The 20,078-nt window shown below is 51.4% G+C and carries 29 protein-coding genes; 24 read left to right on the plus strand and 5 right to left on the minus strand.

Features of this window, described 5'->3' with window-relative positions; genetic code table 11:
• Nucleotides 1-95: 95 nt before the first annotated feature.
• The 5 genes from WA302_RS02605 to WA302_RS02625 form a co-directional block, all read right to left on the minus strand.
• Nucleotides 96-542: a hypothetical protein gene (locus tag WA302_RS02605; RefSeq protein ID WP_336062674.1), complete on the minus strand. Its 447-nt coding sequence runs from the start codon at nt 540-542 to the stop codon at nt 96-98.
• Nucleotides 539-1,159, minus strand: coding sequence for a 3'-5' exonuclease (locus WA302_RS02610; protein WP_336062675.1), 621 nt, complete (start codon nt 1,157-1,159; stop codon nt 539-541). The genes WA302_RS02605 and WA302_RS02610 overlap by 4 nt, the downstream gene beginning before the upstream one ends.
• Complete coding sequence (locus WA302_RS02615; RefSeq protein ID WP_336062677.1) at nt 1,159-1,689, minus strand: HD family hydrolase; 531 nt, start codon at nt 1,687-1,689, stop codon at nt 1,159-1,161. Before WA302_RS02615 ends, WA302_RS02610 begins: the two co-directional genes overlap by 1 nt.
• Before the next feature lie 968 nt (nt 1,690-2,657).
• Nucleotides 2,658-2,813, minus strand: coding sequence for a hypothetical protein (locus tag WA302_RS02620; RefSeq protein ID WP_187961418.1), 156 nt, complete (start codon nt 2,811-2,813; stop codon nt 2,658-2,660).
• 208 nt (nt 2,814-3,021) lie between these two features.
• On the minus strand, nt 3,022-3,657 hold the full coding sequence (locus tag WA302_RS02625; RefSeq protein ID WP_261162319.1) for a LexA family protein: 636 nt from the start codon (nt 3,655-3,657) through the stop codon (nt 3,022-3,024).
• A 99-nt stretch (nt 3,658-3,756) separates the two neighbouring features.
• Between WA302_RS02625 and WA302_RS02630 the strand changes: the two genes are divergently transcribed.
• The 24 genes from WA302_RS02630 to WA302_RS02745 all read left to right on the plus strand — a co-directional run bounded on the left by WA302_RS02630 (nt 3,757) and on the right by WA302_RS02745 (nt 20,055).
• Nucleotides 3,757-3,954 carry a Cro/CI family transcriptional regulator gene (locus tag WA302_RS02630; RefSeq protein WP_336062681.1) on the plus strand — a complete coding sequence of 66 codons (198 nt, stop codon included), beginning with the start codon at nt 3,757-3,759 and terminating at the stop codon, nt 3,952-3,954.
• 27 nt (nt 3,955-3,981) lie between these two features.
• Nucleotides 3,982-4,515 (plus strand): YmfL family putative regulatory protein, encoded by a 534-nt coding sequence (locus WA302_RS02635; protein ID WP_336062683.1) that lies wholly within the window; start codon nt 3,982-3,984, stop codon nt 4,513-4,515.
• 198 nt (nt 4,516-4,713) lie between these two features.
• Nucleotides 4,714-5,601, plus strand: coding sequence for a helix-turn-helix domain-containing protein (locus WA302_RS02640; protein WP_336062685.1), 888 nt, complete (start codon nt 4,714-4,716; stop codon nt 5,599-5,601).
• Nucleotides 5,598-6,320 carry a replication protein P gene (locus WA302_RS02645; RefSeq protein ID WP_336062687.1) on the plus strand — a complete coding sequence of 241 codons (723 nt, stop codon included), beginning with the start codon at nt 5,598-5,600 and terminating at the stop codon, nt 6,318-6,320. The genes WA302_RS02640 and WA302_RS02645 overlap by 4 nt, the downstream gene beginning before the upstream one ends.
• Nucleotides 6,317-6,664 (plus strand): hypothetical protein, encoded by a 348-nt coding sequence (locus WA302_RS02650; RefSeq protein WP_336062689.1) that lies wholly within the window; start codon nt 6,317-6,319, stop codon nt 6,662-6,664. Before WA302_RS02645 ends, WA302_RS02650 begins: the two co-directional genes overlap by 4 nt.
• Nucleotides 6,661-7,230, plus strand: a complete 570-nt coding sequence (locus tag WA302_RS02655; protein ID WP_336062690.1) for an MT-A70 family methyltransferase — start codon at nt 6,661-6,663, stop codon at nt 7,228-7,230. Before WA302_RS02650 ends, WA302_RS02655 begins: the two co-directional genes overlap by 4 nt.
• The gene (locus tag WA302_RS02660; RefSeq protein ID WP_336062692.1) at nt 7,227-7,871 is read left to right on the plus strand and encodes an adenylosuccinate synthase; all 645 of its coding nucleotides are present in this window, start codon (nt 7,227-7,229) and stop codon (nt 7,869-7,871) included. The genes WA302_RS02655 and WA302_RS02660 overlap by 4 nt, the downstream gene beginning before the upstream one ends.
• Complete coding sequence (locus WA302_RS02665; RefSeq protein ID WP_336062694.1) at nt 7,862-8,233, plus strand: RusA family crossover junction endodeoxyribonuclease; 372 nt, start codon at nt 7,862-7,864, stop codon at nt 8,231-8,233. The genes WA302_RS02660 and WA302_RS02665 overlap by 10 nt, the downstream gene beginning before the upstream one ends.
• Nucleotides 8,230-9,228, plus strand: coding sequence for a DUF968 domain-containing protein (locus WA302_RS02670; RefSeq protein WP_336062696.1), 999 nt, complete (start codon nt 8,230-8,232; stop codon nt 9,226-9,228). The genes WA302_RS02665 and WA302_RS02670 overlap by 4 nt, the downstream gene beginning before the upstream one ends.
• Nucleotides 9,229-9,280: 52 nt before the next feature.
• Complete coding sequence (locus WA302_RS02675) at nt 9,281-9,973, plus strand: bacteriophage antitermination protein Q (protein ID WP_336062698.1); 693 nt, start codon at nt 9,281-9,283, stop codon at nt 9,971-9,973.
• Between the two features lie 245 nt (nt 9,974-10,218).
• A complete protein-coding gene (locus WA302_RS02680) occupies nt 10,219-10,596 on the plus strand; it encodes a phage holin family protein (protein ID WP_261162330.1) in 378 nt (125 codons plus the stop codon).
• Nucleotides 10,586-10,906, plus strand: a complete 321-nt coding sequence (locus tag WA302_RS02685; protein WP_315902334.1) for a phage holin family protein — start codon at nt 10,586-10,588, stop codon at nt 10,904-10,906. Before WA302_RS02680 ends, WA302_RS02685 begins: the two co-directional genes overlap by 11 nt.
• Nucleotides 10,903-11,514, plus strand: coding sequence for a glycoside hydrolase family 19 protein (locus tag WA302_RS02690; protein ID WP_336062703.1), 612 nt, complete (start codon nt 10,903-10,905; stop codon nt 11,512-11,514). Before WA302_RS02685 ends, WA302_RS02690 begins: the two co-directional genes overlap by 4 nt.
• The gene (locus tag WA302_RS02695) at nt 11,511-11,897 is read left to right on the plus strand and encodes a hypothetical protein (protein ID WP_336062705.1); all 387 of its coding nucleotides are present in this window, start codon (nt 11,511-11,513) and stop codon (nt 11,895-11,897) included. Before WA302_RS02690 ends, WA302_RS02695 begins: the two co-directional genes overlap by 4 nt.
• The gene (lysC, locus tag WA302_RS02700) at nt 11,827-12,051 is read left to right on the plus strand and encodes an Rz1-like lysis system protein LysC (protein WP_336062707.1); all 225 of its coding nucleotides are present in this window, start codon (nt 11,827-11,829) and stop codon (nt 12,049-12,051) included. Before WA302_RS02695 ends, lysC begins: the two co-directional genes overlap by 71 nt.
• A complete protein-coding gene (locus tag WA302_RS02705) occupies nt 12,052-12,222 on the plus strand; it encodes a hypothetical protein (protein ID WP_160312414.1) in 171 nt (56 codons plus the stop codon).
• Between the two features lie 543 nt (nt 12,223-12,765).
• The gene (locus tag WA302_RS02710) at nt 12,766-13,011 is read left to right on the plus strand and encodes a DUF2560 family protein (protein WP_336062710.1); all 246 of its coding nucleotides are present in this window, start codon (nt 12,766-12,768) and stop codon (nt 13,009-13,011) included.
• 115 nt (nt 13,012-13,126) lie between these two features.
• On the plus strand, nt 13,127-13,336 hold the full coding sequence (locus WA302_RS02715) for a hypothetical protein (RefSeq protein ID WP_336062712.1): 210 nt from the start codon (nt 13,127-13,129) through the stop codon (nt 13,334-13,336).
• Between the two features lie 9 nt (nt 13,337-13,345).
• Nucleotides 13,346-14,806, plus strand: coding sequence for a glycosyltransferase family 2 protein (locus WA302_RS02720; protein ID WP_336062714.1), 1,461 nt, complete (start codon nt 13,346-13,348; stop codon nt 14,804-14,806).
• The gene (locus WA302_RS02725; protein ID WP_336062716.1) at nt 14,788-15,387 is read left to right on the plus strand and encodes a hypothetical protein; all 600 of its coding nucleotides are present in this window, start codon (nt 14,788-14,790) and stop codon (nt 15,385-15,387) included. The genes WA302_RS02720 and WA302_RS02725 overlap by 19 nt, the downstream gene beginning before the upstream one ends.
• A complete protein-coding gene (locus tag WA302_RS02730) occupies nt 15,374-15,742 on the plus strand; it encodes an HNH endonuclease (RefSeq protein WP_336062718.1) in 369 nt (122 codons plus the stop codon). The genes WA302_RS02725 and WA302_RS02730 overlap by 14 nt, the downstream gene beginning before the upstream one ends.
• Before the next feature lie 190 nt (nt 15,743-15,932).
• On the plus strand, nt 15,933-16,394 hold the full coding sequence (locus WA302_RS02735) for a terminase small subunit (RefSeq protein WP_072628214.1): 462 nt from the start codon (nt 15,933-15,935) through the stop codon (nt 16,392-16,394).
• 3 nt (nt 16,395-16,397) lie between these two features.
• Entirely contained in the window at nt 16,398-18,059 is a 1,662-nt protein-coding gene (locus tag WA302_RS02740; RefSeq protein WP_336062720.1) for a terminase large subunit, read from the plus strand.
• A 58-nt stretch (nt 18,060-18,117) separates the two neighbouring features.
• A complete protein-coding gene (locus tag WA302_RS02745) occupies nt 18,118-20,055 on the plus strand; it encodes a phage major capsid protein (protein WP_336062721.1) in 1,938 nt (645 codons plus the stop codon).
• The last annotated feature ends 23 nt before the right edge of the window (nt 20,056-20,078 follow it).

Genomic DNA, 20,078 nt, shown 5'->3' on the forward strand with positions numbered 1-20,078 from the left:
TGTTGGTTGCGGATTGATAACCCGCCGCGTCTGGGTCTTGCGGCCGTCGAGAATGGCGCGAACCATCTCGCCGTTGAAAATCACTGGGCGCTCTTTCATTTGGCCTCCCGCAGCTCGTTGGCGAATCGGCAAGACAGGAATACGATGTGCTTAAGTGCCTTTGCTCTAGCAGTGGTGCCTTTCTCGCATTGATATTTTTTGCCGAGGAAATCAGCTAACATTTCCACTCCCTGCGCTCGCAATTCAACGGGGGCAATAGAAGTCGGTGATTTGGTGATTACGTAAATGCTGTCCTCACCTGGCTCATGTCCGCATTGATATCCGTGCAGCACAGGTTGGTAGGTTTCTCTGGCAAATAGTCCGAGCTTTTCTCCAAGTTCCTGAATGTCCCCGCCACACCATGAACCGCCTTGGCCTGCGATGTTGAAACCTTCAATCACAAATGACATGAGTTGCTCGTTACGCACGGCAAGCGCATTAACTAGATCTGCCAGCTGGTCGCGCTCAGCCTTCAGTGCTTCGTAGGTCAATACGTCGGTCATGCCGAACCTACCTGTTGGCTATTCAGTTGATAGGCAATGGCCATCTGCTCGGCGTCGTTCATAGCGTCATGCAGGGAGTTATGCTTAACCATCGCGAAGCATGGCTGGTGGGTTTTAGGCAGGTAGCCTTTGGTGCCTTTGGTCATGGCATCGATATAGGTGCGTACGTCGCGCTTGCCGCCCCAGTGCCACGGGCATTCGATCTCATACATGCGGTAGGCATGCTCAAGGATAGAGCCGTCGAAGTCGGTGCCACGGAAGAAGATCCGCGCATTGGGGTGTTGCTTAATCCAGTTGGACAGCAGCCCAAGAGATTGACACAGAGGTTCGCGGTCACCGACTAAAGCTTCCTGCGCCTCTTTGCCTTGCTTGCGCCAGAAGGCCTGGGTTTCTGTGCTGACGGTACGGCCTTTCATCAACTGATCGAAAGTGTCAGCCAGGCAGTAAAATGCATTGGTTGAGTAGTCGGCTAACTCACCCTCACGCGCCACTTTTATGATGCTTTGCTGGGTCTGGTGAACGTCGTCAATATTGAAGCCAAACGCGCCGATAGAGAGAAGTACTGCCGATGGCAACACGTCCAGGGTTTCGGTATCGATCGTGATTGTGTTGATCATTACAGCACTCCCCATTCAGTCAACTCATTGAAGCGTGCAACGAACATTGCCCGCGCCTGCACCGGCATCACCGGATTAATCACGATGTCAGAAGGGAAAATGCCTTCCAGCATTGGCCATACCTTTCCATCGTCGATATCAAGATCCCGGCGTTCGGTAGCCAGCATCACCAGGTCTGCATACTTCACAGCGATATCCATCTGCAGAGGAAGGCCGAAGCGCTGGCGGATCACTGCGTCGAGCTGGTCTTCGATGAGCTGGTAATCCGGCAGCAGGCGCTTCAGTGGGGCAGGGATATCTTTGCAATAGGCTTCGGTGGCATCGTGCATCAGCGCCTCAAGAGCGAACTCTGGCGCCACAATTTGGCTGCATAGCACTGAGTGTTGCGCCACGCTGTAGAAGTTCGGCAGATGGCCGGCAAACCGGCACTCATGGGATAGTGCCTGGGCTATATCCTCAATACAGATGCTTTCGACTGTCGGCGCCGCAAAGTCCAAGTGACGGCCTGTAAAAGTGGTAATCCAGCTCATACGTTAATTCCCACACGCTGATTTTCGGCAAAGCGAAGCCCTGCCAGAATTGGCAACTTTTCGCAGAGAGAAAATCGGGTTTTAAAAATGGAGGCCAGACACCCGCATAGCGCTGGCTCCCGGTTAATTACTCACACATCAGGTGGCGCACCGCGCCGGGGCTTTATACTGTGTAAATGGATAAGGGGAACCCGGAACAGTACGCCACCTGATGTGTGAAAAAAATGCGGCTGACACCAACCCAAATCAGAGCAGCCGCAAAGGCTTCACTACACACAGCAAAACTCCGCCGGATATCTGCGCTTGCTTTCGCTGCAGTGCCGCCGGCGCGGCGCATTAGGTGTGGTGATGGGAGTTGAACCCACAGACGGGGAGGAAGCCCGTCCATCACCGGATACCACAACGGAAAGAGCACTACATTTTACCACCTTGCGCCGCTTGGCTTGAACGCGGTTTTCCGGCCTAACTACCTCGCCAGTAACTTGCATCAGAGGCTGCTATGCCACATATCCGGTGCAATGCTCTTACCTGTTGTGTGCCGGTTACGTTATCCGGCTCCCCAGCCTACGGCGAGGACGTGCATTCTTCTCATGTTTGAATTTTCGGGTAACCCGTTACCTGTCACATAATTAAGCCCCCCATTCGCGTGCCTGTTCTCGTCATGGGGCAGGCTCCCGGTTCTCATGTTCCCGCTGAAGCCGTCATAGCCGAAGCTGATAGCAACAGGGGTAAAAAGACGCTTCACATTGGGCTGCTCACTCACGAGTTAGGATCCTCCACCGCTCCCAGAACTGAGGGAAAGGGCGAGTGAGCATTCCGATGTGCGCCGGTCACCCGGCGACGAACATCACTATCCAAGTACCTAACAACAACCAAACAACCAAACCAACAACCGCGCTATAGACCAAAGCCTTCCAACCTTTTACGCTCATGATTGCCTCGGTGCGCCCCGTAGGGCGCGGTGGGTGTTAGCTGACCAGCCACTCGTCATAAGTTTTCAACGGCTTGCCGGTCATGAATTCGTTGCCTTTGCCGTCATCAGCGCAGGCCAGGTAAATCTGATATTCGCTGTCGTTGTCGCCGCGAGCTTTGGTCTGCCAATTGGCGTTCTGTTCGAGTTGCATCGTGTAACCCTCTGCTGTGACCCTGGTAAGCGAATCATCCCGATCTTCGTGTGCCTCGGGCGGCTACTTCGTGGGCGTCCTGCCTGTTCGCTGTTGATGGGTTAATATTAGATTACTTACATTTCAAGTCAAGATTAATTTGTAAGTAAACTTACTTTTATTTTTTTGACAAAGAAAAGCCCCGCTGATGCAGGGCTTGTTGTGGGGCTTATGGCAGGTCGATTATTATTTGTTTTACAATGCCGATGAGCTTAGTATTTTCATCAACTTCAATAGGTTTAAATGCATGATTCAATGGCATTAAATAGGCGTTAGGAGCATCAATTATGAGTTTCTTGATTGTTGCCTCTGAGCCATTAGAGGTTTGAGCAATGACAATTTTTTCATTTGCATCCTCAATGAACCCATATTCAGGGTCAACAATAACAATGGCCCCTTCAGGTATGCTCATAGAGCCATTAGAGGTCATTGAATCGCCTTTGACCCTCAAAGCAAAGGCAGAATCAGAAACTTTGGCTGAGGTTTTAACAAGTTCATGGGAAGTATCATGAAGAGTTTCAGTCCACGCACCAGCTTGTACCCAGGATATAACGGGCACTAGTTTGACGGATGCAGATGCCAAATCAACACCTGTCTCGATCTCACCTTTTCCTAACTGCAGCCATTCTGGGGAACATTTTAAAATTAGAGATGCTTTAAGTAGGCTATCACCAGACAGACCAGCCGCATCACTTTCCCATTGAGTAACTGCAGACGCAGATACACCAACGTATTCAGCAATGTCTTTCTGGGTCAGCTTTAACTGGCGCCTTCTGAAGCGTATGCGACTGCCAACGGTGTTCATCTCATACTCCAAATTTCAACGTTAGCTATCTTACATTTTATTGACGTAAGTATGCTGACGTTATAGCATGTAAGTATGCTAACTTTTACGGAGACAAGCATGTTAAAAACCATCGTCCTTAAATTCTATGATGGGCCAACAAAAGCCGCCGCGGCTTTGGGCATTACTCATAGTGCTGTTTGTCAGTGGGACAGCGTAATTCCAGAGCGTCAAGCAATGAAACTTGAACGGTTAACCAAAGGAAAGCTTACCTACGATCCATCTTATTACAAAAAGTCTACCGCTCCGGCGGCTTAACCAAAACCACAGAAGCGGAGAAACCTTGTGGACAACAAAGACTTTCCAACCCAGGACGACATCAGCGAAGCGATACACAAGCTGATCACTCAGTTCCCAGGTAAGTACACCGCGATGGCCAAGGAGTTGGATCCAGTAGCCGGTACTGAAAACGCACTGCGTAACCGTGTCCGCCAGGTATCAGGGCAGGTAGTGCCGTTGGGTATGGCAGTAGAAATGGAGTCAATCTCAGGACGTAGCGATATCACCGAGGCGATGTGTAAGCACGCTGGTGGCGTATTCGTGAAGCTGCCGGAAATTGAGCAGATGGGCAATGAGGAGCTGCTTTACAAATTTAACGATCTGCTGGCGTCTCTGGGCCAGTTCGCTCGCTTCCATAACGAGTCAACATCAGACGGTGTTCTGGATCGCGAAGAAAGCAGACGCATGAAAGCCAAAGGCTATCGGGTGCAGTGTTTGGTGGCAGAAATCATGGTCGTTACAGAGATGTTGTTTGGAGAGGGTGACGCCACAGATATGCGGTCTGTGGCGTCGGGCGCATTAACTAAACGTGTGGAGTAATTAACGCATGAACAGATTAACAGAATCTCGTTTGCGTGGGCAATTTCGTTGTGTAGCTGCGAGCTGCGCTAAACCGCCAGTGCCGTTGCGTTATGTGATGAGAATACCGGGCGGCTGGTTGCCTGTCACCCACAGCGCATTGCAGGAAGTTGTGGATCGCTTTAAGTATTTGGCACTGCCAGCGCCGGGAGCTGCTGCATGAGTATGAACCTGATGGCTCAAGCAATGAGCATAAAGGTTGGCAACCCCCTGCGTAAGCTGGTGCTGATAAAGATGGCTGATAACGCCAATGACAAGGGCGAATGCTGGCCGTCATATCAGCATATTGCTGACCATTGCGAATGCAGTAAGAGCGCTGTTAAGGCTCATATCACTGCATTGATAAAAATGGGGCTGCTCTCGAAAGAGAACCGCTTGGGTGTAAATAACGGAAAGGGTAATACATCAAACATTTACATGCTGACTCTGGATACCCCTGTGTCACCAGAAAGCATAGCCCCTAGGGTAGCAAAAAGCACAGGTATGGCAGGAGAAAACACAGGGGGGGCGTCAGAAAACACAGCCCCTATGTCACCTGCTGGCACCCCCTGTGGCACCACGTGGCACCAGAACCAGTCATTAGAACCTAAAGACAAAAAACCTTCTTGTCCGGTCGCTCCGCAACCCGACGAATCAGACGATGAGAAGTTTTTATCTCGACACCCAGAAGCGGTGGTATTCAGTGCCAAGAAAAAAATCTGGGGCAGTGCAGAAGACCTCAAATGTGCGGAATGGATCCGCTCACGCATCGTCAAGCTTTACGAGCAGGCTGCAGAGAGCGACGGCGAAGTGGCAAGACCAAAAGAACCAAACTGGGCTGACTGGGCAAATGAGATTCGCCTGATGAACACCCAGGATGGTCATACCCATAAACAAATCTGTGAGTTATTCGCGAAGGCTAACCGGGATCCGTTCTGGTGCAAGAACATCCTGAGCCCGTCAAAGCTGCGTGAAAAATGGGATGACCTGACATTGAAGCTGAGCGCGAGCCCGGCGGCAACTGGTGGTCATTGGAATACTGCTGAAGCCTGGGAGAACACCCTATGAATAAATTCATGAGTGCTGTTCAGAACCGTGACGGTGGCGCCCTGGCGCGAATGATGCCAGCAGAGCCACAGGCGCGGGTGGTTAACGGTAATGCGGAAAAATTGGTTGATTTGTTATTCACCAACCTGATGCAAGTCTTTCCCGCTGCAAAACAGACAGCGTTGAGCACACCTGCAGAAGTCGCAGCAGCAAAGCGTCAATGGATCCTCGCGTTTGCTGAGAATGGGATCACCTCCGTGGAGCAGCTACAAGCGGGAATGCGCATGGCGCGTCAGCAGGAAAGCGACTTCTGGCCGAGCTGTGGCAAGTTCATTGGTTGGTGTAAAACAGGCGCCGCTGAGAGTGCAGGCTTGCCATCTGTCGATGACGTTGAAGCAGAGTTCAAGCGCTACAACGCCAACCGTGGACGGCATGCAAGGCCTGAGGACTTCGACTGGTCAGCGCCTGTCATGTACTGGATCGTGATCGATGTTCGCCACCTGATGCACCAACACAACTACACCGATGGTGAGATCCGCAAGTCTATTCAGCTACACCTCGGCCGGTGGGCTAAGCGTCTGGCCAAAGGGGAGCGTGTACCGAATCCTGCACCGCAGATCACCCACAAAGAGTACATCCCAGCACCATCAGAACTGATGGACAAAGACGGCAAATATCAACGCAAGGGTGAAGAGCTGCTGGCGCGGTTGCGTTCGAAAAGAGAGGGGGAGTCATCATGAAAAAGTTATCGATCCCGGTTGATGTATTCGAAAGCGAACGCGTTAACAGCGGCATCCGTCGGCTAATCCTCACAGGCATGCTGAAGGACAACCCAGAAAACCAAATGGGCCGAGTTATTCAGGCTGCTGCCGGTGCTAAGTGGATGACGTTACGCGAATTGGAAAGAACCGTGTTCATGATGTTTTTCGTGGCTGATACCCAAGCGGCCATAAGCGCTCGATTGCGTGAGGTTAACCCTAAGGTGCATGGCCTGGTTAAGGAAAAACGCACGTTGAAGGATCCGGACACAGGCAAGCAGGTTTATTTCTACCGCCTGGTAGCCGTAGAGGAGCAGGCAGCATGAAATACTCACTGATTTATGCGGATCCACCATGGTCATACAACGATAAATGCGCTGATGGAAAGCGCGGCGCTGGTTTTAAATATCCAACCATGAGCGTAGCGGACATATGCCGGTTGCCGGTGTGGGATTTGGCTGCTGATTCTTGCCTGCTGGCAATGTGGTGGGTACCGACTCAACCCGAAGAAGCGCTGCAGGTGATGCGAGCTTGGGGTTTCCGCCTGATGACTATGAAGGGCTTCACCTGGCATAAGACCAACCGAGTGAAGGGCGGGAGCGCAATCGGTATGGGGTGGATGACCCGAGCCAACAGCGAGGACTGCTTGTTTGCAGTCAAAGGCAAGCTGCCACCGCGCCTGGATGCATCGATTTGCCAACACGTCACAGCACCACGCATGGAGCACAGCGCCAAGCCTGAGGTTTTTCGCGAGAAGCTGGTTCAGTTGCTAGGGGATGTGCCTCGTATAGAGCTCTTTGCGCGACAGCAGGACGATGGCTGGGATAGCTGGGGCAATCAGTGCGATCAGTCGGTGATATTGGTGCCTGGCAAGGCAGAGGTGGCAGCATGACACATAACGAACTAAACGTCATCGCTGCAAAGTGGCTCAAGCGCCCAGAAAGCGGAAATGGGCCTGGCTGTCAGGTGGCGATGACAGAGGTAGGCGGCCTGTATGGTGGAGAACGTGCCGACGCGTTTGGGTATCGCTGGGGTTGGGATGGTGGTTCTATTGTGGTCGAGTCGAAGGTAAGCCGTTCTGATTTTCTTGCTGACCGTGCTAAACCGCATCGCAACGGCACAACGCCTGGCATGGGTACATACCGGTATTACATCTGCCCTGAGGGGCTGATCGATATCAATGATCTTCCACACGGGTGGGGCTTGCTTTGGGTTAATAAACGCGGACACGTCAAATTGAAAGCTGGTCATGTTTGCTGCTGTCGAGTTATGGGTTATCGAGGCAGGGAGTTATACCCGTTCTGGCAGCATGATGCCGACCTGCGTTTTGAGCTTGATATGCTGGCGCATGCGCTGGTGCGGTTCGGGGATCCTGAGGAGACAAAGACGTTGGTTCGGGAGGCGCATCGGGTACAAAACCGTCTATCCAACGACGTGAACAAGCTGAAAGAAGAGCTTAAGGAATATAGCACCGATCGGTACTGGCTAAGCCGCTACAAAGAACAATACGGGGAGCTGAAAGCATGTTCTTAACTCTTCCATTCCCACCAAGCGTTAACGGCTACTGGCGTTCGCCGAACAAGGGATCATCACGTGGTCGTACTTTGGTCAGTGAGCGCGGCAGGGCATTTCAGACTGAGGCTATCGCTCAGGTAATTGAACAGCTGCGCCGTCGCCCGAAGCCAATCAGTGCTGACATATCTGTAGCGGTGGTGTTCTATCCGCCAACTAAAGCCCGTCGTGACCTGGATAACTTCTTCAAGGCTCTGTTTGATGCGATGACACAGGCTGGTGTGTGGCTCGATGACAGCCAAATTAAACACATCGATGCCAAGTGGGGGCCAGTTATCAAGGGCGGCAAGGTTGAGCTACAGATCAGCGAGGTGCAGGTATGAGAGGGATACTGAAACCGATCGTTGTCCGTGAGCTGGGGCAGGTCATATTAAAACCCGGAACAGAGTTGCTGGCGATGTTCGGCGACCGGGTGCTCGTGGCCACGGTACCGACTGAGTTTCGCAATATGCCGTCTGGTGCGCTGCCGGCGGTTAAGCAGCAGTTGGCCAGCGATCCGCGCTTCCGCCCATTCTTTCAGCATGAGCGTGTTCTTGCTGCCGCTGGTGGCATCAACAGCCTGGAGAGTTGGCTTGATCGCCGTAATGAATGCCAGTGGGCGTGTGCCGAGGACGATTATCACGACAAGAACATGGAGACCATGCGTTATGGCGCCGGTGCTATTCGTTTGTGCTGGCACCATTCGCATATGTACCGCGATAAGACAATGGATGAGCTATCAGCGATAGCAGAGCAAAATATTGCTGACTTCGTGGTGCACCGGGCCAGAATTCACTTCATGTTTGATGAGAGCCACCAACTGACCTTGCCGGAACTGTGCTGGTGGGCCTGGGTAAATGGGGTCATTGATCTGATCCCGGATGATGTAGCAGCCGCCTCGTTACGCATTAAACCGCGCACCATCCCAACCGGGCACCGAAGAGAGGCTGACATTACCCCCAGTTTGTCACCTACCCAACAGATAGCGGAGATAGCCAAGAAGGCTGCAAAGGTGTTGGTAATAGATCCGGAGCCGCCAAAGGCATTATTCAAGATCCCAAAGCGTGAGCGCTGGACCAGTGAGAAGTTTACCCGCTGGGTTAAGTCTCAGCCGTGCGCGTGCTGTGGCAACCCATCCGACGACCCACACCACATCATCGGCCATGGCCAAGGCGGCATGGCTACCAAGGCACATGATTTTTTTACCATCCCACTATGCCGGAAACATCACGATGAATTGCATCGTGACATGTCACGGTGGGAAGAAGAGTACGGCACTCAGATCGAGGTGTGGTTCAGGTTCATTGACCATTCGTTATCGATCGGTGCCATTTCATAAGTGTGGAGTATAGGCGAGCTGGCATGCGGGCCAGACGTCTGGAGATTAAAGCATGATCGTGACCCAGCAATATCTGCAGTACATTCGAGAGAGCTTCATGATGGCAACAGCTGACCTAAGCGGGAAAACGAAAGGGCAGTTGCAGGCATTCACTGAGTCAACACAGGTCAGCACAACGCGCCTGAAGCGCAAGCGGCGCACAATTGTAGAGCCAGACGGTACCCGGATCGTTATTCATAGCAATCCGGTACCGGGTACAGAAACGCGACCCAGCTCAGGATCAATTGCCCTGATAGAGCCGGAAACATTTTCAGCAACCTCATGGCGCCGCGCTGCATATCCGCTGGTAGGGTATCAGCGTAGTTGGCTGTCCTGGTGCTACGCGCAAGATCTGGACTTCAAACACCAGGTGGAGATCACGCAGTGGGGCTGGTCAGAATTCAATGAGAGCCTTAATGGTCAGAAGGTGGCCACAAAAACGCTGGATAGGTTGAAGGCCTTAATTTGGCTAGCTGCACAGGATGTTCGTTCAGAGATGAAAGGGCTTGCCACATATCAGCTTCAAGACCTCGCTGAGCTGGTAGGCGTGTCTGCACCGAACTGGTCGAAGAATTACAACGGCTACTGGTCAGGCATGCGCAGTGTCTTCCTGAGGTTGGATCGAGATGGTTTAGTTTCACTGTCGAGATCACGATCACAACAAAAAACGATATTTTCGCAGCAAGGTCTTGCAAAAGTTAATTAAATAGGCCATATTTAGCGTTAATTTGATATCGTGCCACAAATGTAATGACCGGCACCAAAATAAAAACCTCGCTCCGGCGGGGTTTTCTCGTTTTCAGCCCCAGCCAACATCCGACACACACCTGGCACACCCCGTATCGCCTACTCGTTTACGGCTGGTGGCTGAACCCTATTAGCCGTGGCATAGACCCCGGCTTTTTTATGCCCTCGGTATGGAGAGGACAATTACAGCAATGAGGAGTAACGATGTCCGATCCATTAACCACCGCCGCCGGTGTGTCGTTTGGTATTGCCACCGCTGCGGCACCGGCGGCAGGCGTTGATTACGGGATTATCTTCGGCGCCTTTATTGGCGCGATGTTCTACGTAACTCAGGCCAAAGATATCCCGCGTATCCGGCAAGCATTCTCTTTTGTCGTTTCCTTCGGTACCGGTGTTCTGGGTGCCAGTGTCACAGGGGCAAAGCTTGCGGGGTGGCTGAATTACAACGACACCCCATTAGAGCCGCTCGGCGCACTGATCATTTCGGCGGTGGCCGTCAAATTGCTGACCTTCATCAGTGAGAAGATGGAGGATCCGACGTCACTATTTAGCAAGTGGCGAGGAGGTTCGAATGGTAACTAACGAGTTAGCGCTGATGTGGTTCCGACTAACCCAAAGCGATCCGATGGTGGTAATGAATGTGCTGCTGTGTTCGGCCATTGTCTGCCGGCTGGCATTCTTCAGAAAGACTGGATACCGTCACCGGGCATGGGTAGCCTGGCTCGCATGGTTCCTCATCGCGGTTTATTCGTGGATCCCGTTCCGTTTCATAGCCCAGCAGTATCAGGACACACACTGGGGCGTTATCGCTGCCAATCTAATAATCTGCATCGCGCTGTACCGGGTTAAAGGGAATATCGCGAAGCTGTTGTATTCCCTGAGGCCACAATGACACAAAACGACTTTCAACAGGCGGCCGGTATAAGCGCCGGATTAGCTGCGCGTTGGTATCCGCACCTGGTCGTTGCTTTCGCTGAGTTCGGCATTACCAAACCAGCAGCGCAGGCAATGTTTATTGCGCAGGTTGGCCACGAGTCTGGAGGGTTTACCCGGACAGTAGAGAGCCTGAATTACACGCCGCAAGGGCTGCTGGCTACGTTTGGCAAACGCATCACGGTTTACCAGTCTGACATGTTAGGCCGTACGGCAGCACACCCGGCCAATCAGGAAGCTATCGCCAACCTGGTATACGCCGATCGCCTTGGCAATAAATCACGCGGTGACGGGTGGAAATATCGCGGCCGTGGCCTGATTCAGATTACAGGTCAGGATAATTACCGAGCATGCGGTACCGCGCTGAAGCTTGATCTGGTAGGGAATCCCCAACAGTTGGAGAGCGACGCTAACGCCATGCGATCTGCCGGCTGGTTCTGGAAGTCTCGCGACTGTGGCCGCAATGCAAACGACATCGAATGGGTGACCAAACGTATCAATGGCGGCGTCAATGGCTTTTCTGACCGTCAGGCTCGCTACGACATCGCCCGCAAGGTTTTGCTATGAGTGGGTGGTTGACTAAATTAGCAGGCAGCGGCCTGTTGATTATGCTGGTGGTATCAATCTGCCTTGGTGGTTATAGCTCGTTGTTGTCGCACCGGCTGGAGTTGACGCGCCAGCAGAACACGGAACAACAGAAGATGTTGGACCAGCAGGCCGGATTGATTGCCACACTGCAAACCCAGGATGCACAGAACCGAGTGCTGATGGCAGCCCAGCAACAGCAGGAACAGCAGTTGCGCCAGCAGGCCGATATCTATCAAAGGAAATACCGGGATGCGATCAAAAACAACAAATGTGCTGCTGAGCGCATGCCTGATGCTGTTCTTGAGCTCCTGCGCGGAACGGATACCAGCACCGCCAGCGCCAATCGTTCTGTTGCCCCCTGAATCGGTATTCACCCCCTGCGAGCAACCAAAACTGCAGGGTGATACATGGGGGGATATCGGCAGCCACGCGCTGGCGCTTCAAACAGCCCTATCAATCTGCGCCGGCCAGGTGGCCACGCTGAACCAATGGCGGGAAGCCGCCGGGAGAAACTGAATGACACCAGAGCAATTCGCATATTGGTTGCAGGGATTCGTTGAGCTTCATGGCGAATTACCAAGCGAGGAGCAGTGGAAGCTGATTAAAGAGCACCTCCAAACCGTCTTTAGCAAAGTTACGCCACCTCTGGGCAGCTTTGCTGTTGGCCTTGGCTCCCTGACGTGCTGAATGGGTGCTCCCAATATACAAAATTCTGCAAAAGGCATTCATTGAGTGCCTTTGACAGAATAAACACACTGAATCATCGCGTGGTGCTCAACTGCATCGCCGGGGTTATATCCAACTAACCAGCAGGAAATTCTAAATGATTATGACATACAGGGTCACGCTGCGCCGTGGTATGAAATGGTTGCTTGTCGTATCTGCGCTAACCCGCTGGGATTGGCTGACCAATAAGTGCTTCCGCCATGAACTAGTAACAGGCGAATCGGTTGAGATTTCAGGCGATTAAAATCGAGGTGAAAACAATGAGCACATTTCCTCCAAAGAATTTCGAGAACGAGTACAACGAGCAGATGCGAGACATTGAAAAAAGCTCGGAGCAAAATTCCCCCGACAAGGAATGAGACAGTGAAGCCCTGCAGGAGGTGATCACGTCTTGCTGGCGGGTAAGCCGCAAGTGGCCTAGCAACTCTGACAAGCGTGGCAACGCTGCGAAATATAGCCTCGCAATTGCGGGGATTTTTTATGCCCTGAAAACTGGAGGCTTTAATGTCAGAAACGGTAGAAATTACACAGGGGCAGAGTATTCGCCTCCGATTGTTAATGCTGGTTGGTTACGACACAGCAGCGGCAGCGCTGGCCATTGAGTTCGTAGCTGACAGTCCTTTCAAAGCGAACTTGTTCGAGCAGCAGTTTAACCGCACGACTGAGTTCCCTGACATCATTTCCCGAACCATGAAGTCGATCCAAGAAAGCAAAGAGGCACTCCCTCTGTTCGAGTTAGTTGGTTCATAAGCATCGCAACAGCCATTCAGTGAGTGGCTGATTCAATGCTACTAACGAGCCATCAACCTGCATCAGCGGGCTGGTGGCTTTTTTATTACCACTACCACCACCAAGAGAAATAACCATGTTCACACTGAAAATCATTACTTCAAGCCGAAACGAAATTATCAACGCTGTTGACTCCATCGAGTGGAAGAGATCCGAGAAGGCTGTATATGCCTACGCTTGCACGGGTGAGTTGCTAAAGCTAACTCTGTTGCCTGGTGATACTGCCTATCTGGTTAACAGCGATAACCGCACGGTGGCAACTTATACCAATCCTGCTGAGCAGTAAGGTATAACCATGCAGGTGTTTATTGACGGTGTTCCTTATGAGCCTGCCAACAAGCAGGCTTTTTCACGTATTGGTATAGCAATATCGACGTATCAGCGGCCAGAAGTGCTAGCAAGGGCTATCTCGCAACACCTTAAGCATTTGCCACCTGGTGCGCTGGTGGTTGTTGTAGACGATGGTTCAAACCCGGCAGCAGCTGTTCCTGATGGGATTCAGCTTTTCAGACATGAAGAATCTCGCGGTATTGTGGCAACGAAAAATTCCAGCCTTGAGGCGTTAATTAGTGCCGGTTGCGAACACCTGTTCTTATGGGACGATGACGCGTGGCCTATTGCGGACGGTTGGCATCTTCCATACATGGCCTCACCAGAACCGCACTTGGCATACCAATTCCTTGATCTAGCTGGTCCAAGAAAGCTTCAGGATCTTGCAGTACTGTATGCTGATGATGAGCACGTCGCCTACACAGGGCAGCGTGGAGTGATGCTTTACTATCATCGCAGCGCTATTGAACAGGTTGGAGGATTTGACCCTGTTTATGGCCGTGGTATGTACGAGCATAGTGATCTGGCGCTTCGCATTCACAATGCGGGGTTGACCGCTTGGGCCTATGCCGATGTTGTTGGTTCGGCATCACTGATTCACTCACTCGATGAGCATGAGGCGGTGGAGCGATCGGTACCAAAGCCTGATCGGATTGCTCTAGTTGAACGTAATGTGAAGATCCATAACGAGCGTCGTGACGCTGGTTTTACCGGATATGTTGAATACCGGTCACTGCGCGATGTGGTTATCACAACGCTTCTTACCAGCCAGCCAGACCCGCAACGCGGCACGAAAATGCCTGCATCACCTGCCGTGCTGGCGGAGTGGGCAGCTTCACTTCAGCAATGCAAACGTGTTGCTTTAGTGGATGAGCTCCAGGATGCCCCACTGGATGTTGAGCTGTACCGCGTTCCGGATGTGAAGATGAACGTCTACTTCCGCCGGTGGCTGCACATCTGGCAGCACTTACGCGATCATCCTGAATACCGGTTTGTTTGGTGTACAGATGGCACTGACGTGGAAATGCTTAGGGCTCCTTGGGATGAAATGGAGCCCGGCAAGGTTTATGTCGGTTCAGAACCGAAGACCTACGCAGACGCCTGGGCCAAGGAGAAGCACCCCGAACGCATTTATCAGGATTTCCTCGATCGGCATCGCAATGATGTGATGCTGAATGCCGGATTGCTGGGCGGCCAGCGTGAAGACATCATGGCGTTTGCACATGCCATCGTTCGTTTGTTCTATCGGATAGAGAGCTATCGATTCTGGAAGATGGAGAAGGCATCTGCTGCGGTAGGGGACATGATTGCGTTTGGCATTGTTGCCAAAACATTTGGCGACCGTGTCATTACCGGCCCGCGCGCGCATACCGTATTCCGCACTGATGGTATTGGAAGGGAGTACGCATGGTGGAAGCACAAATAAAGTTTGTTGTAGTCGGCCATCATTCCAGACGGACCCAGGCAGATGCGCTTGCCACATCGCTTCAGGCTCATTTGCTGATTGATGAAGGCGACAATGGCGCCAACTGGAACCACCGTCGCGCGCTTGAATGGGCTGCTGCTCAGATTTTCCGTGTTGTTGTGGTTGAGGACGACGCTGAGCCAGTACCAAACTTCCTTCCCCAGGTTGAAGGGTGGCTACAGCGCTACCCTGATTCGCTGGTGAGTTTTTATCTTGGTACCGGCCGACCGCCACAGTATCAGATGCAGATAGCTGAACGGTTGATAGTGGCTGACAAGACACGTGCTGACTTCATCGCGCTACCGCGCCTGATACACGGCGTGTGTTACAGCGTTCCGCGACAGCAGATTGAGCGCGTACTGAACCGCTGGGATACCCGAAAGCCGGCTGATTACGCGGTGGGTGATGCATACGCTGGGAATGTTATTTATCCCTGCTGGTCTCTGGTAGACCATGCAGATGGTGATCCTGTTGAGAGTCACCCAGATGGATCGCCACGTACTGAACGCCGCCGGGCATGGAGGATCAATGGCCAAGCTTAAAACACTCCAGCCAAGGCTCAAGGCTATCGACACCCGACGGATAAAGCCCATCTATGGTGAGCATAGGCGCGTAAGCGGCAGTGCAAGGGTTAGCCTGAAGCGTCGTGTGTATGTTCGTGATAGCGGTAAGTGCTGTATGTGTGGGCGTGTAGTTGACTTGCACGACAGTGAACTAGATCACCGCATCGCCATGCAGTTTGGTGGTGACAATGATGAATCTAACCTCTGGACGCTGTGCATCGAGTGTCATGCTGGAAAATCAGCAAGAGAGGCATCGACAAGTCAGCCAGATGTCGAAGCGCTGAAGCATTCAGTGCCTTCCTCGGTGCGAATCGATAGTGTCATCGTGATCTGATGAAAATGATAACTAATATCAATCACGTCGATATTTAGTTTCATTTGAAACTATATCAAATTAAGTGATGTCTATTCTCATTCGTACCATTGCCATATGGGGGGGGGAGGGGCGAAAGGTAAACGTCGATCGCCCTGGACACCGCGCCCCCTCTCACGCGTAGAAAAAATCCCCTTTGGAGGGTGTAAACATGTTAACAGGGCAGAAGCGCAAGTTTGCATTGGCGCTGATGTCTGGTTCAACTCAAGTCGCCGCTGCTATCAAGGCTGGCTATTCTGAGAAATCGGCGCGTTCCAAGGGTTCGCAGCTGAAGAAAGACCCGGACGTCATCGCGTTTATGAAGAAAAAACAAGGTGAGAAAGTCCGTGTTGATCATCAGGCTGAGGCCGCGATTTCTCCTCCTCCTCTTGTTAACAATACTGTTAAAGAATTTGATGACCCGCTTGATTTTCTTAAGTCGATCATGAACGACGTGACGGAGGAAATCGACGTCAGAAAAGATGCAGCAAAGGCAATGCTGCCATATCTTCATCCAAAGAAAGGTGAAGGTGGAAAGAAAGATGCTAGAAACGCAGCTGCAAAAGTGGCTGCAAGCGCCAGCAAGTTTGGCGCTATGGCGCCACCAAAACTGGTAGTCAACAATAATGGGTAACTTATGGTGCAGTGGACAACAGCATGCCCTGATTGGGAAAAGCGGCTTGTTGCCCGCGAATCGATAATCCCTCCGCCAATTTTTCCTGATCAGGCTGATTATGCCCTTGGCATTTTCAAAGAGCTCCGCGTTTCTGATTTACCAGGTAAGCCAACATTCGGAGAGTGCTCAGAGCCCTGGGTTTTCGATTATGTGAGAGCGATTTTTGGCGGTTACGAAGCTGAAACGGGCAATCAGCTTATTCGTGAATATGGCCTCCTCATTAGTAAGAAAAATACAAAATCGACTATTGCAGCTGGAATTATGCTCACAGCTTTAATTCTCTGCTGGCGAGAGGATGAGGAACACCTGATCTTGGCGCCAACAAAAGAGGTTGCTGACAACAGCTTCAAACCAGCTGCCGGCATGATCCGCGCCGATGATGAACTGTCTGACATGTTTCAGATTCAGGACCATATCAGGACGATAACCCACCGCGTAACGCGCAATACATTGAAGGTTGTTGCGGCTGATACTGATACCGTTTCAGGAAAGAAAGCTGGTCGCATCCTCGTTGATGAGCTCTGGCTTTTCGGCAAGCGTCAGAACGCTGAAGCCATGTTTATGGAGGCTCTTGGCGGGCAAGTGTCGAGAAATGAAGGTTGGGTTATTTTCTTGACTACGCAAAGCGATGACCCGCCAGCTGGTGTATTTAAGGAACGCCTTGATTATTGGCGTGCTGTGCGTGATGGAACGATAAAGGATCCAAAAACACTCGGGGTTCTCTATGAATTCCCTGATGCTATGGTGGAAGGTAAGGCGTACCTGTTGCCTGAAAATTTCTACATCACAAACCCTAATATTGGTCGTTCCGTTAGCGCTGAATGGATCGAGGACCAGCTTAGAAAGAACCAGGCAAAAACTGATGGCACACTGCAACAGTTCTTGGCCAAGCATCTTAACATTGAGATCGGACTGAACCTGAGAAGTGATCGATGGGCTGGAGTTGATTTCTGGGAGCCGCAGGGGAAAAAGCAAGTAACGTTTGATGAAATCATGCGACGTTGCGAGGTAGTTACTGTAGGAATCGACGGCGGCGGCTTAGATGATTTGCTCGGTATGTCGGCGGTAGGTCGCGATAAGGAAACGCGAGAATGGCTTTGCTGGTGCCATGCATGGGCACACGAAATAGTTTTAAAACGCCGGAAAAGTGAAGCATCAAGGTTGCATGATTTTGTGGCCTCAGGCGATCTCACATTGGTTAAACAGATAGGGCAAGACACTTTAGAGGTCGCACTTTATGTTAAGCGGCTCTATGAGGCTGAATTATTAGACAAGATCGGAATTGACCCGTCAGGTGTTGGGCAAATACTTGACGCAATGATAGAAGAGGATATTCCTGCTGATTTAGTCGTTGGTATAAGTCAGGGCTGGCGCCTTGGTGGAGCGATAAAAACTACTGAGCGTAAGCTGGCAGAGGGGATTCTTATTCATGGTAATCAGCCAATGATGGCCTGGTGCGTTGGCAACGCCCGCGTAGAGCCAAAAGGGAACGCAATTCTGATCACCAAGCAGGCCAGCGGAAAAGGGAAAATAGACCCTTTGATGGCGCTTTTCAATGCTGTCTCTCTCATGTCGCTTAACCCTGAAGCGAAAAAGCGGGATTACCAGGTATTTTTCATATGACAAAAACGTCAGTTACTGACCCGCTTCGGCGGGTTTTTTCGTTTCAGGAGGCAAGCAAATGACGCTTAATCGCGCCTGTACCCTCATGACGGTTAAATCGGTAGATGAAGATAAGCGGATTATTGTCGGCATAGCTTCAACACCCTCGCCGGATCGTGACGGAGACATTATGGAGCCAGGAGGTGCGCGGTTCGGAAGTGAGAACCCATTCCTTTGGCAACATGACAGATCACAACCCATCGGTAACTGTTCCGCAAAAAAGGTCAATGACGGCCTGCAGATTACAGCGCAGTTAGTAAAGCCGACGCCTGATATGCCATCCCAACTTATTGCCCGGCTTGATGAGGCATGGGCGTCGATTAAGTCAGGGTTGGTAAAAGGTCTGTCGATTGGTTTCAAACCAATCAAATACGCATTTCTTGATGCTGGTGGCATTCATTTTTTGGAGTGGGAGCTACTGGAAGTTTCTGCCGTAACCATTCCAGCGAATGCGGAATGCAGCATCACAACCGTTAAGTCGTGTGACCGCCAGTTTCTCGCCGCGTCAGGCAATGAGAAACCCATGGTTAAAACAAACCCTATCGCTGGCGCTACAGCAAAAAAATATACTGAAATTAAAGGAAAAACCATGAATATTGCAGAGCAAATCAAAAGCTTTGAGAACAAACGTGCAGCGCTGGCAGCATCACTTAATGATGTTATGAGCAAAGCCGCAGATGAAGGCCGCACCCTGGATAGCGAAGAAACTGAGCAATACGATAATGTATCTGCTGAAATCAAATCAGTAGACTCCCACCTGGGCCGCCTGCGCGATATGGAAGCGAACATGGCCGCCACCGCAAAGCCCGTCACGAAAGCCGCAAGTGGCGCTGTTAATGTGGTTGATAACCGTGCTCCTGGCATCATCAGGGTCGAGCAGAAGTTAGAAAAAGGTGTGGCATTTGCGCGGTTCACCAAGGCTCTTGCCGTCGCTAAAGGGGTGCGATCTGAAGCGCTCCAGATCGCTAAAAATAAATATCCTGACGATACAAAGCTACATCATGTTTTGAAGGCCGCTGTAAGCGCCGGTACAACTACTGATCCTGATTGGGCTGGTTCATTAGTTGAATATCAGGATTTTGCCAATGACTTTGTAGATTTTCTTCGTCCGAAAACTATCATCGGGCAGTTTGGCGTCGGCAATATTCCTTCGCTGAGAAATGTTCCGTTCAATATCCGTATTCCTGTGCAGACATCTGGTGGTTCGGCACAATGGGTTGGTCAAGGTAAGGCAAAACCTTTGACAAAATTTGATTTTGAGACGATTACATTCGGCTTCTCAAAAGTAGCCGCGATTTCTGTACTGACTGAAGAATTACTGCGATTCTCGAACCCAAAAGCCGACGTGCTGGTACGTGACTCCCTTGCAGAATCGGTTATTGCACGCCTTGATCAGGATTTCGTAGATCCGACTAAAGCGGCACAAGCTGGTATTTCTCCAGCATCTATTACCAACGGGGCAGCAACAATTCCAAGTACCGGGGACCCTGATACCGATAGCACGGCCGCATTCCAAGTATTTATTAACGCTAACCTGCAACCTACCGGTGCAGTCTGGTTAATGTCCAGCACAACAGCGCTGGCATTATCTAAGCGTAAAACTCCCTTGGGCACCAAAGAGTATCCTGAAATGACTATGTTTGGTGGTACCTATGAGGGGCTGCCAGCGATTGTTTCTCAATACGTTGGTAACCAAATCATCTTGATGAATGCGCCAGATATTTATCTTGCTGATGACGGTGGCGTAGCAGTCGATATGTCCAGCGAAGCATCTCTGGAAATGGAATCTGCGCCTACAGGAGACAGCGTAACTCCGACAGGCGTTGAATTAGTCTCCATGTGGCAGACCAATAGTGTCGCAATCCGCGCTGAACGCTGGATTAACTGGCAGCGCCGCCGAACCGCAGCTGTAGCAGTTATTAGCGGTGTTAACTACGGCTCCGGCCAGGGCAGCTGATAATTCAAGGAGGGCGGGGGAAA

The organism is Serratia sp. 201 (assembly GCF_037027545.1).
Classification (GTDB): Bacteria; Pseudomonadota; Gammaproteobacteria; order Enterobacterales; family Enterobacteriaceae; genus Serratia; species Serratia bockelmannii.